Below are 12,581 nucleotides of genomic sequence, written 5' to 3' on the forward strand. Positions count from 1 at the left end.
CCCTGGAACTGCTAGAGATCTATGGTGGCCGATCAAAAGAACCCATTCAATCCAGAATATTCGGCAATACCCGCAGCAGTTCGTCCAGCGTCGTGATGCCCTTGAAGGCTTTGTCGAGCCCGTCTTCGGCCATGGTCTGCATGCCTTTCTTCACGGCCAACTCTTCCAGAAAAGAACTGGTGGGCGAGTGCAGGATGGCCTCGGCCATTTCCTGATCCACCGAGAAGAGTTCGCCGATGGTGGCGCGGCCGCGGTAGCCAATGTCGTTGCAGGCCTCGCAGCCCTGGCCGCGGTAGAAGACCGCCTTCTGCTTCTTGGGCACAAAGCGCTCGCGAAGTCCCGGCGAGGGCGTGTAGGCCTCGGTGCACTCGGGGCAGTTGAGCCGTACCAGGCGCTGGGCCATGACCGCCGTGACGGCCGAGGCCACGAGGAAGGGCTCGATGCCCATGTCCAGCAGGCGCGTGAACACGCCCGCCGCCGTGCCGCTGTGAATCGTACTGATGACGAAGTGGCCCGTGAGCCCCGCGCGGACGGCCATGCGGGCCGTCTCCAGATCGCGAATCTCGCCCACCATAATGATTTCGGGGTCCTGGCGCAGGATCGCGCGCAATGCCGTGGCGAAGGTGAACTCCACGTGGGGGTTGATCTGGATCTGCGAGATCTTATCCATGGAGTATTCCACCGGATCTTCGATCGTCACGATGTTGGTGGTGTTGCTCTGCAGCTCCATCATTTCGCGCAGCAGCGCGTAGATGGTGGTCGTCTTGCCGCTGGAACTCGGCCCGGTCAGCAGCAGGGTGCCGGTCGTGCGCGTGATGATTTCGCGGAGATGGCTGACCACCTTGGGCTGAAAGCCGAGGGTTTCCAGCGTGTACAGTTCAAGGGTATCGCCCAGCAGGCGGATTACCGTCTTCTCGCCCTTGATGGTGGGCACGGTGGATACACGCAGCGGGCGCCCGCAGGAGGTCTTTTCGAAATCGATGCGCCCGTCCTGGGGCACATCCTTGCGGTAGACCACGAGATCGGCCAACACCTTGATACGGGCGTTGATCTTGGGCTGAAACTCCCGGGGAATCAGGGCAACCTGCTGCAAAATGCCGTCGATGCGGTAGCGGAGGGAGAAATAGTCGCTCCAGGGCTCCAGGTGGATGTCGCTGGAGCCGTGATAGGCCCCCTGGCTGATGAGAATGTCCACCGCATCCGCCACACCCGATTCGTCCGACTGGTCCAGGGTGGCCAGCAACTCACTCTGAACCTGATGCAAGGGGATCGCGCGCGACTTGTCGCGCTCCACCTGTGATAAATCCGGCATGGGGCGGGTACCCTCTCCCTTTTTGCGGCGACAAACGCACTGCTTCGAGCCAACAAGCCGACTCTGGCGTTACGTCTCCGGTGCGGACTCGAGGGTCACCATGAACCGAAAGCCACCCGGGGCTGCCAAAGCCTCTCCTCATCTTGCGCAACTTCCCCCCGTTATGTCAACAAAACAGCGACCGCAGCCCGGCATCGCTGGCGGGCCGGTGCGCTCCGAAGAGGCCAACAAAAAAAAATGTGAAAACATTTGACGATAAGCATAATAATTCTTATACTGGATTTGTGGCGATGGGAGGGGTAAAATCTCCTCAGTCCCCCCAGTCGTGGCTCGGCCACGCGGGTATGTCCCGAAGGGGACGCTGGAAAGGAAAAATGAACGGCGAATTAATCCCTTGGCGTACGCTGCTGACCGAGCTTCCATCGCTGGTAGAGCTCATGGCTCTGCTGGGCATGTCGGGTTGTCTCATTTTTGTCGGGCACCTGATCAAGGGGATTTGGGTTCGGAACAACGAGACCGTGCCAATTCCCGTGGCTGCCGTCATGAATGTCTTGATGCTGGTGACGTACTTTTCGATTGTCCGCTCCATTTACACCCACACGGACCTCGACCATCGATTCAGCATACTGGTGTGGTGTCTTATCTTTCTGGCCCCCACGGCGGCGTACTACGCACTCATATTCACCACCGCTTTTTCCAACCGCGTCATCGACCAGATCAGCCCCTTCAACATGCGGATTGAAGAGCCCTCCGAATTCGCCGAAGCGCGCAAACTCGCGCTCCGTGGCGATGTCGACGGCGCCGTAAAGCGTTACCGGGCGTACCTGGACAATACGGATGCGGCCATGTTTGAGGCCGCGCGCCTGCTGAAGTCGGAAGACCGCTACGCCGAAGCCGCCGCCCTCTTTCTGGAGATTTCCGAGCGCTATTTTGGCAAGAAGCTGGTCTGGGCCGAAGCCACCTTCCACCTGGCCAAGCTCCGGGAGTCCCACCTGCACCAGGCCAAGGACGCCATGAACCTCCTCGGACAGATTCTGGAACGGGCTTCCGACACGCGTTTCGGCCAGTTGGCCCAGACCGAACTGACGCGCATGCAGTCGCTCTACACCATCGATCCCAACGAATCCGTGGACTACTCCGAGCCGGACGACGGCGAAGATCCCTTCTATGCCGAGGGCCACGTTCGAACCGCGCCTGTTTCGGCAGCGGCCCCGGAAGACAATGGACGGAAGCACACGTCGGATATGCACGATCTGCCCGCGCCGGCGGTGGACCCCTTCTTTGCCGCCGCCATGAAGCGGGCCCAGGAAGACGAAGAGGCTGAAGCGGCGGCCCAGGCCGCCAAACCCGCCCCGAAGAAGTCTCCCGCAAAGAAAGCCGCAGCGAAGAAGGCCCCTGCGAAGCGCAAGCCCAAAGCTGCGGAATAAACCGCAGAATCCCGCCGCCCGACCATGCCGTCTCCCCCACTTCCCGTGCAGATTGCCCGGCGACTTTCCGATGCCTGTGACGCCCTCGCCTTCGCGCCGCCCATCACCCACACCTACAATCCCCTGGTGTACGCCCGGCTCCCCCACGAACTTTATTTGCGTACCTACGCCCGCGCGGGCGTTGAGGCGCTCCTGGTGGGCATGAACCCCGGCCCCTGGGGCATGGCCCAGACGGGCGTGCCCTTCGGCGAGGTCTCGATGGTCCGCGATTGGCTCGGCATCGTGGCCCCGGTGGACAAACCCGCCCTGGAGCACCCGAAGCGACCCATCGAAGGCTTTGCGTGCACACGGAGCGAAGTTAGCGGCGCGCGCCTCTGGGGCTGGGCCCGCGATCAGTTTCAAACGCCCAAAAGGTTCTTCAGCCAATTCTTCGTCCACAATTACTGCCCCCTCTGCTTCATGGAGCAGAGCAGCCGGAACTTCACTCCGGACAAATTGCCCCGTGCCGAGCAGACGCTCCTTTTTGACGCCTGCGACCAGGCCCTGGCCGCACTGGTCGACGCCCTGAAACCGAAGGCCGTCGTCGGGGTGGGGGCCTTTGCCGAATCCCGAATCCGGGTCGCCCTGCCCGAATTCCACGGTACCATCGGGCGCATTCTTCACCCAAGCCCGGCGAGTCCGGCGGCCAATCGCGGATGGGCCGAGGCGGCAAACCGGGAACTGCGGGCTCTGGGCCTTCGGTTCTAGCGACCTGAGCGCACGCGTCGCCCCCGCCGCCGAAAAACTGGCAGTTCCGGGGTTCATCGGGTACAATGAAGGGGCGAGTATTTTCTCCATCGCGCCCTCTTCCGGAGCAACCTCTTGTCCACGACGTCCAATCCCCCTTTTCCCCGCTTGCTTCTTGCCGTGCTCCTGTTGCCGCTGTGCATCGCGGACGCCGCAGCCTCCCCGCGCGTGACAAACGAAGCCTACTTCATCGACGAGACCGGTGGCCGCACACTCGACGAGATCCAGACCCTGGATGAACAGGGGGCCTTCACCCCCTCCGAGGGCAACGATGTAAACTATGGCTACTCCCGATTCGACTATTGGTTTCGCGTTACGATTTCCGGGGCCGAGTCGTCCGGCTGGATGGCCCTGGAGTTGTCCAATCCAAGGCTCGGGGAGATCACGCTGTACGAACTGAACGCCGACGGCAAGACGCGAAGTGCCCAGGCGGGCGTCCGCCGGCCATTCTGGGACCGGGAATTACCGGGTCTCTCGCCCACCTTTCCCGTGGAAATCGCCGCAAACCAGTCGAAAACCTATTATCTTCGGGTGAAGAATTATGGTGCGCTCCGCTTCGACCTGGGCCTGTGGACCCTGAGCGAGCACAATCGCCACGCCAACGTCATGCTGGCAACGGCCCTGGGGGTGGCGGGCGCATTGCTGGTGCTGGCGCTCTACAACCTCTGTATCTTTGTTCACTTGCGGCAATCCGGCTACCTCTGGATCGGCATCTTCCTCCTCTCCTGCACCCTTTGGCAGATGGGAGCCTCGGGCACGGCCAACATGTTTCTCTGGCCCAATTCACCGGGCTGGAGCCGCCATGCCCTGCTGCTGACCGGCGTGATGACCCTGGTTATCGGCACCTGCATGTCCAATGTGCTGCTGGACACACGTCGCTACGCTCCGCGCATCGGACAGATCAACCTGGCCGTCGGCCTGATTACCCTCGCCTGCGCCCTCCTGACCCTCTTCGATAACCGCCTGGCGCTCTACGCGACGCTTTTCGGCGGCCTGATCATTCCCATCAACATGGCGGGCCTGGCCCTGTACACGATGCGGCGGGGTTCGCGGGCGGGCCTGTCGTTTCTCTATTCATGGGGACTGGTCCTGGTGGGCTGTATCATAAACAGTCTCCTCGGTCCGGGCTACCTGCCCGCCAACTGGTTCACCCTTCACTTCATGGACTTCGCCCTGCTCTGCGCCTGCCTGGGCTGGTCCTTCGCTCTGACGGGACGCCTCAAGATTCACGAGCGGGAGCAGCGGCTCGTATTGGAGCGCCTCGTCGACGAGCGAACATCGGCGCTGCAATCCGCCCTGGACGCCGTCAAAACACTCCAGGGTCTCCTCCCCATTTGCAGTTGCTGCAAGAAGATCCGCGATGACCAGGGCTACTGGCAGCATGTGGAGACGTACCTGCAGGAGCACACGGACGCCGATTTCAGCCACGGAATCTGCCCGGATTGCGCCCACACCCACTACCCGGAATATTTTCCAAGACGCGAGGCGGCTCCCGGTCTTCTGGGTAAAAAAGGGGAGCCTTCGCGCGGCCCCGTGGTAGAATAGGGACCGTAGATCTGGCAGCAACCCACCGCGAATCGACCATGAAAACACAAAGCATCCCCGCCCCGGTACAGGCCAGGGAGGAATCCCTGAAGGCCCTGCTTCACGGCTACGGCACGCTGGCCATCGCCTATTCCGGCGGTGTGGATTCGGCCTATCTGGCCTGCGTCGCCCATGAGGTGCTGGGTGATCGGGCGAGGCTGGTACTGGCCGATTCACCGAGCATCCCCCGCTCCGAAGTGCGCGACGCGGTCGCGCTGGCCGAAGCGCGGGGCTGGAACCTGACGGTGATCCCCACGACCGAGTTTGAGAACGAGGCCTTCCTGAAGAACGACGGCACGCGGTGCTATTACTGCAAGTCGGAGCTCTTCACCCAGATGGACGCCTTTGCAAAAGCCCACGGCATTGAGATTCTCGCCTATGGAGAGATCGCGGAGGATCGTTTCGATCCCACCCGCCTGGGGGCCCGGGCCGCGCGGGAGCACCGGGTGGTGGCGCCGCTGGCGGAGGTGGGCCTGCACAAGGAAGAGATTCGCCGCCTGAGCCGCGCGCGCGAACTGCCCACGTGGAACAAGGCCTCTTTTGCCTGTCTCTCTTCGCGCTTTCCCACGGGGACGCGGGTGGCGCCGGAGGAAATGAGCAAGGTGGAGGCCGCTGAAGAAGTGTTGCGGGGCCTCGGTTTTGTGCAATATCGGGCGCGCCACCATGGCGCCGTCTGCCGGGTGGAAATCGATCCGGTGGACTTCCCCAGATTGCTGGACGAGGCGACGCGCGCGGCGGTGCTTTCGGGAATTACCCGGGCGGGCTATCGCTATGTGACGCTGGATCTGGCGGGCTACCGCACGGGGAGCACGGCGGACCCGCCATTGGAGGGGTGATGGGTCGTATGGGTCGTATGGGTCGTATGGGTCTTATGGGCCGAATCTTTTCTGGCTAAGTTTATAAGAAAGGGCCCGCTCTTTGGAGCGGGCCCTTTTTGTTTTCGGTGCCTTTGATTGCTAGATCGCGGCGTAGCGCTCGCCGACCTTGTCCCAGTTGATCACGTTCCAGAAAGCCGCAATATAGTCGGGGCGGCGGTTCTGGTAATGGAGGTAGTAGGCGTGCTCCCAGACGTCCAGGCCGAGGATGGGGGTCTTGCCGGACATGAGCGGGCAGTCCTGATTGGCGGTGCTGAGCACTTCGAGCTTGCCGTCGGCCCCGGCGACGAGCCAGGCCCAGCCGCTGCCGAAGCGCTTCTTCGCGGCGTCTTCAAATTGGGTCTTGAAAGCATCAAAAGAACCGCAGGCCGCATCGATGGCCTTGGCCACATTGGCACCGGGCGCCTTCGCGCCGCCGGGCGTCAGAATGTCCCAGAACAGGGTGTGGTTATAGTGGCCGCCGCCGTGGTTGATGACGGCCTGGCGCTTCGCTTCGGGCACGTCCGCAATACTGGCCAGGATGGATTCCACGGACTTGCCCTTGAAGGCGTCGAGCCCTTCGAGCGCCGTGTTCAGACCCGTCACATAGGCCGCATGGTGCTTGTCGTGGTGGATTTCCATGGTCTTCGCGTCGATGTGGGGCTCGAGCGCGTCGAAGGCGTAGCCGAGGGGCTCCAGCTTGAAGGGCGCGCCGGCTTCGGGCTTCGCTACGGCCGACGGGCTGGCGGAAAGGGTACCGGCCGCCACGGCGCTTGCGGCGAGAAAGGAACGTCGGGTCAGTTCGATATTGTTCATGCTGTTCTTCTCCTGGGCGCTTGCGGTGCACGGCGCGCCTGAGTTGCATTCGGATCCGACCGAGATTCGGCATGGGCATTCCGCGTACGACGGGATCCGTTCGCTGCGCGTGGAATCGATACAGAGGCCTGCCTGAGCTATGGAGCATATAAGAAAATGCCCGCCACATCAACTCTTAGCGGAAGGAAATCAATGTCACCGCTTCGTACCACGCCGCGACATAGAGAAACACCGCGCTGACGGCGGTGCACCCGGTGAGGACCAGGAGCCCCCGGGGCAGGAGTCGGGCGGCGTCATCCACGATGGGCTGGCCGACGGCCTTGTCGCCCAGATACCAGACTCGGACGGGGGACCAGAGGAATCCCCAGATGTATTGAAGCCAGACCGCCGCGCCGAAGCCGGTGAGCACGTAGGGCGGCAGTTCGAGGCCCAGGGTGACGGCGTGGTAGGTCATGCCCGCGGCCGTCTCCGTCCACAGGGGGGCCATGGCGAAGCCCACGACGACGAAGCTGAGCATGATCTTGACGAGGCCCGCGAAGAACGGCGGGATCAGCGAGGCCACCGAGCTCAGCAGCAGGGTCTGCATGACGAAATTGTTGAAGAACGTGGCGTGGGCCGCGCGGGAGATATCGCCCGAATCGTAGGCGTCGCCCACGTACTTGAGCCCTCCCTCGGTAAATTCGTGGGAGGCGTACTGGGTGAAAAAGTAGTTCAGTTCCGTGTCCGCCAGGCCGAGGGCCATGGCGCCGAAAAAGCCCCCGAAGAAGATCAGCAGCAGGGCCCCGATGAGTCGCGGCCGCAGCACCACTTCCTGCATGGCGTGGGACAACACCGGAACGGGAAGACGGGACAGACGCCGGCAGATCTCGAGCATGAGCGTGGACGAGCCGACAGCGACCATCAGCAGAGCGAGCCAGATGCCCCAGGCGATATAGGGACGGGTCTGGACCGGACCGCCGTGGACCTTCGGGAGGGATTCGAGGGCCGGATCAAAGAGTTCCGGAATGAGCGTCTCCAGTCGCCCTCTTGTATCGGCTATGAAGCGTCCTTTTGTTCCGCCGAGCGCCGGCAGAAAGTGGGGTTCCAGGGCGGGATCCATGGGAATGACATAGACCTTGTTGAAGCCGGAGGCCTGAGGCGACAACTGGCCTGTAACCTTGAAGGTCTGGCCATCCAGCACGACATCGCGACCAGAAAGGAGGGGGCCGGCCAGGACTTCGCGGGCACCGGCAACGGGCAAGCGCCCCGATGCCAGCACGGGCTCCAGGCGGGACGGCGCTAGATCGAGCATGAGCAGCGAGGCGCGGGGTAGAAAATCGAGATTCAGGAGGCTCTTCGTGTCGAGCGGATTGGCCGACCTGCCGGGCCGGGCCGAAAGGCGTCGCGATTCGCGCACCATGTCTTCCTGAATAAGCTTTACGACCACGCTGTCGCCGAGGCTCTGCTCGATGGTCAGTGTTCGGCTCCAGGCGTTGATCGCCTCGTCCGAAGCGATGTCGACTTCCTCGGTCCAGACGGCGGTACTCCACGGCTGGGCGTGGAGCCAGCGGGCTTCGAGGGCGGCGAGCAGGAAGAGAAGGGTGACCCCGGCCAGGACCAGCGCGATGGCGATCACGAGGAACCGAGGGGACGACGAAGACCAGTGGCTTGGCAGGGCTCCGGAATTCAGCGGGCTATCCAAGGGGCTGCGCCCCGGCGGGTGCGCCCAGCCGCGCAACCATCTCGTGAAAAAGCTCGGTGAAATAGGCTTCCACGTTGGGCCCGAACCAGCTCATCATGCCGGTCTCATAATCGAGGGGGGTATCCATATAGTATTTATCCGGTGAGAAGTAGCCGCAATAGGTGGAGCAGAAACTGAGGGTCCACAGATCGAGTCCCTGGGTTTCCGCCCACGCCTTCCACTCCACACTCGTTTCGCCGCTGAAGTCAAAGGGCATGCCGACAAAGAACAGGTTCCCCACGCGCACGCCGTGGATCCACCCCTTTCGCTCCAGGCCGAGGAATCCCGTCAAAATGGGAGACAGCCGCCAGTTCGTGTTGGTCTCCGAGGGCCGCAATTGAAAGGGAGGCATGCCGATGGGCACCCCCGCCGAAGCGATATCGAGTTTATTGGAGTAGACCAGCGCGTCATCCTGCACCAGGATCAGTCCGGCGAGACTCTGGCCCATGGCGACGACCCGCTCGGAGGCCGTCGGCGCCTCTGGAGCACGGGGTCCCATGGAGCCCACGGCCCCGCCCAGATACTGGGCGTCGTGGCGGGTTTCCCGCTCGATGAATCGCATGAGCTCGCCGGGATACTCCGCGCTGAACTCCATCATGTCGTCGCTGAAGTTGGTGGGGTGGGCGGAATAACTCGCCAGGTAGCAGAGGTCGCCATCGTCCTGCTTTGCGAGGAGAAAACTGAGCTCGGGATCCACCGGCCCACCATCCCGAACGCGATTACGAATGAACTCGGGGGCCTGAACGCTGCCCGACGCGAGGGAGGCCGGCTCCAGATTGTTCCGGGCCTCCTCGATGGCGTCCACGAAGGACACCACGAGAAAATCGATGAGCACGGGATCGTATTCTCCGCCCGAAATGGCGGAGATCATGCCGGGCATGAAACCGCCCGGACCGCAATGGGTGTGGCTGGCGTTGAAAAGAATCTGATCGCCCGTGAGTCCGGACTGGGCCGCGCATCGCTCGCGCACGGCGCCGGACAGGTTCGGCGGGATGATGAGCATGTCGGAGCCGACCAGAACGACGATGTCCCGGCCATCGCTCAGGGCGAGGGCGCGGACATAGAGGTCATCGCGGATCCCGGTGGATTTCTTGTCATTTTTCCGGTCCGAATATCCGCCGAGGGGGACGCCGGGTTCGGGGGTAATTTTCCGCTTCGCCCACCCCGCCTGGAGGGCGCCGGGCGAGGCGCTGATTTCACTGGTGGCGGCGTGGGCCGCGATATCGGCGAGGGCTTCGCGGTAATAAGACTGGGACTGATATTTCGCGTCGGCGTAGGTCGGCCAGGGCCCCGCGATGAACACAACGAGCATGGCGAGTGCGATCGGCGTCAGCAGCAGCGCGATCAGGATTTTCTTTTTGCGGGACAAGGCCGAACTCCTGGTGGGTGGGTATAAAAAAAGCGCGCCCGAAGGCGCGCCTTTATGATACTTGAATCGGCGGTCTGGATAAAAATCCGTGGAATCAGTTGGTGACTTTCAGCACCCGCGCCGAACGCTCGGCGATGTTCACCAGGTGGTCGCCCACGCGCTCGAGGTGGGCCAGGGCGTCCAGATAGATCACCCCGGTCTGCACGTCGCGGTTGCCCTCGTCGAGTCGGCGCACATGCTCGTCCGTCAGGCGCTTCATGAGCACCTTCAAGCGCTTGTGGATACGGTGGGCATTGGCCACACTATCCGCGTCGCCCTCTTCCAGGGTCTTGTAGATGCACTCGAATTCGGCGTTGAGGTCTTCCTGGAAATCTCGAATTCCCTGCCGGTCGTCGGCGCTCAGCTTGAGCTTCATCTCTTTGAGCAGGCGGTGGAGCTCCACCTGGGCTTCGGCGTGGTCGCCCAGTCGCTCCGCGTCATTCACGGCGTGGACCAGGGCCGGAATGAGGGCCGACTCGTCGGAGTCGAGACCGGTACGTGAAAGCTCGACGAGATAGCTCGTGATCTCGTGCTGCAACTTGTCAATCACGTCTTCACGCGCGAGGATGGAATCGACGAATTTTTCGTTGTCGTCGCAGAGGAGCTCGCAGCTTTCGTTCATGGATTTCTGGCCTTTGCGGACCATGAAGACGACTTCGCGGACGGCCTGCTCCAGGGCGATGGCGGGGGCGCTCAGCAGTTTGGGTTCCAGGTAGCGGAGCACGGAATCGCGCTCGGATTCGAGGACCGGGATGATGAACTGGCAGACGCGGGCGAGCGGTCCGGTGAATCCAAGGAAAACGCACACGTTGACCACATTGAAGGCCGTGTGGGAGTTGGCCACGTGGCGGAGCAGGTTCTCATTGGCGCCGTGAAGCACTTCACCGGGCGTAATCCACTCAACGAAGCCCAGAAAGAGGGGCTCGCCTCCCCAAAGGGGTACGAAGAAAAGGAAATACATGTAGATCGTGCCGAACACGTTGAAAAGCGTGTGGGCCAGGGCGGCGCGGCGGGCGTTGCGGCTGGTGCCGATGGCGGCCAGGTTGGCGGTGATGGTCGTGCCGATATTGTCGCCGAGGATGAGGGGTACGGCGGTGTAGAAGCCGATGAGGCCCTGACTGGACAGGGCGAGCACGAGGCCTACCGTGGCGGAACTGGACTGGACCACGACCGTGGTGAGGGTACCGATAAGGATGCACATGAGGGCTTTGCCGGGAGGCATCATGCCCCCGGCTTCGGGCGTGCAATCAAACATCTGGAACCAGGCCTGGAAATCAGGGCTGTGGCTGAGGGGAGCAAGAATGTCGCTCATGGTCTTCATGCCGAGGAAGAGGAGGCCGAAGCCGAGGAGGATCTGCCCGAAGGAATTCCAGTTCTGGCGCTTCACAAACATCATCAATGCGAGGCCGAGGGCGATGGCGGGGAAGGCGAGATCGTCCAGTTTAAAGGCGATGATCTGCGCCGTCACGGTGGTGCCGATGTTTGCGCCGAAGATGACGCCGATGGCCTGGGTAAGCGACATCAACCCGGCGTTCACGAAGCCCACCGTCATCACGGTGGTGGCGCTGGAAGACTGCACGATGGCCGTCATCAACGTTCCGGCGACGACCGCCATGAATCGATTCTGGGTCATGAACTGGAGAATGCTCTTCAGGCGGCGATCCGCGGCGCGCTGGAGCCCGTCCGACATGAGTTTCATTCCGTAAAGGAAGATCGCCAGACCGCCAAACAGGACCAGCGTCATATGGGTCATGTTGTTGGCCATGGCCTCGAAAGTCAGGGTGCGTACATTAAAGCGTTCATTCAAGGTGGCGTCGGGACGGTCATCAACGATTTCAACGTCCGCGAAATACTGCTGAACCCCGTTGCCCAGCGTCCAGAAAGTTTCGGCCTTGCCCTCCTGGTCGGTGATCACGCGTTGTTTGGCCACCTTGGCGCCGTCCGAATTGCCCGAAACGCGAAAGTTCACCTCAACCCCCGGCGCGGGTGACCCATCCGGGTTGGTCAGCTTGACGCCGAAAGGCCCCACCAGGCCACCCGTGTGGCCTTCGAGTTTGGAACCGATACGCTCCACGCCGGACACGGCGCGAAAGGAGACCGAGCCGAGGTCTGGGTACGCCGGGAGGGACGCGGACACCATGATATCGCCGGGATACTTGCCCGCGCGCAGGAGGGCGCTTGCGGTACCCGAAGCGTCTGTAATGGCTTCGATTGCGGTTTCGCCGTTGGTCTCGAATCGCGCGCCCGTACCGGGGTTCTCAATTTCAAAGTGTACCGTTACCCCGACCGCGAGGCGGCGTTCGCCTTTGCCGCCGAGCAGGCCGGGCTCGGTCGGCCCTTCCACCACGAGGCGGAGGGGGCTGCCGAAGACCTGATCGCAGAGGGCGGTCTGGTCATTGCCCGAGGCGTGCTTATCGAGGGAGAGCCGCGCGGGCACGACGGGATCTTTTTTTGCGCATCCCGCGAGAAGGAGGAATGGAAGTAGCCCGAGCATAAGCAGGGATCGGGTGCGAAGGGAAGGAATAAGTGCGAGGGTCATGCGAGATTTCCGGTGTTCGTCTACGTAAGCGTTGACGTTCCTGGTTGAGGCGGCGCCTGGGGACAATACAAGTGGCACTTCCCGATTGCGATGGCAAGCGCTTCATGTTAGCACATGGTTAGATTTTGCATCAAT

General features: G+C 62.3%; 9 protein-coding genes. 4 read left to right on the forward strand and 5 right to left on the reverse strand.

The features are described 5' to 3' along the window. Positions 1–46: 46 nt before the first annotated feature. Positions 47–1,312 (reverse strand): Flp pilus assembly complex ATPase component TadA, encoded by a 1,266-nt coding sequence (gene tadA, locus JNK74_20795; GenBank protein ID MBL7648621.1) that lies wholly within the window; start codon positions 1,310–1,312, stop codon positions 47–49. 374 nt (positions 1,313–1,686) lie between these two features. Between tadA and JNK74_20800 the strand changes: the two genes are divergently transcribed. From JNK74_20800 to larE, 4 genes are all read left to right on the forward strand, one after another. Further along, positions 1,687–2,739: a hypothetical protein gene (locus tag JNK74_20800; GenBank protein MBL7648622.1), complete on the forward strand. Its 1,053-nt coding sequence runs from the start codon at positions 1,687–1,689 to the stop codon at positions 2,737–2,739. 24 nt (positions 2,740–2,763) lie between these two features. Further along, the gene (locus JNK74_20805; protein ID MBL7648623.1) at positions 2,764–3,486 is read left to right on the forward strand and encodes a single-stranded DNA-binding protein; all 723 of its coding nucleotides are present in this window, start codon (positions 2,764–2,766) and stop codon (positions 3,484–3,486) included. Between the two features lie 114 nt (positions 3,487–3,600). Further along, a complete protein-coding gene (locus JNK74_20810; protein MBL7648624.1) occupies positions 3,601–5,070 on the forward strand; it encodes a hypothetical protein in 1,470 nt (489 codons plus the stop codon). A 38-nt stretch (positions 5,071–5,108) separates the two neighbouring features. Continuing rightward, positions 5,109–5,945, forward strand: coding sequence for an ATP-dependent sacrificial sulfur transferase LarE (larE, locus tag JNK74_20815; protein ID MBL7648625.1), 837 nt, complete (start codon positions 5,109–5,111; stop codon positions 5,943–5,945). A gap of 120 nt (positions 5,946–6,065) precedes the next feature. Here larE and JNK74_20820 read toward each other — a convergent pair whose 3' ends face one another. From JNK74_20820 to JNK74_20835, 4 genes are all read right to left on the reverse strand, one after another. Further along, positions 6,066–6,779, reverse strand: coding sequence for a twin-arginine translocation signal domain-containing protein (locus tag JNK74_20820; GenBank protein MBL7648626.1), 714 nt, complete (start codon positions 6,777–6,779; stop codon positions 6,066–6,068). 175 nt (positions 6,780–6,954) lie between these two features. Then, complete coding sequence (locus JNK74_20825) at positions 6,955–8,460, reverse strand: hypothetical protein (GenBank protein MBL7648627.1); 1,506 nt, start codon at positions 8,458–8,460, stop codon at positions 6,955–6,957. After that, a complete protein-coding gene (locus JNK74_20830) occupies positions 8,453–9,868 on the reverse strand; it encodes a neutral/alkaline non-lysosomal ceramidase N-terminal domain-containing protein (protein MBL7648628.1) in 1,416 nt (471 codons plus the stop codon). The genes JNK74_20825 and JNK74_20830 overlap by 8 nt, the downstream gene beginning before the upstream one ends. A gap of 94 nt (positions 9,869–9,962) precedes the next feature. Next, the gene (locus JNK74_20835) at positions 9,963–12,446 is read right to left on the reverse strand and encodes a Na/Pi cotransporter family protein (protein ID MBL7648629.1); all 2,484 of its coding nucleotides are present in this window, start codon (positions 12,444–12,446) and stop codon (positions 9,963–9,965) included. Positions 12,447–12,581 lie beyond the last annotated feature (135 nt).

The sequence above is a fragment of the Candidatus Hydrogenedentota bacterium genome, from assembly GCA_016791475.1.
Lineage (GTDB): Bacteria > Hydrogenedentota > Hydrogenedentia > Hydrogenedentales > JAEUWI01 > JAEUWI01.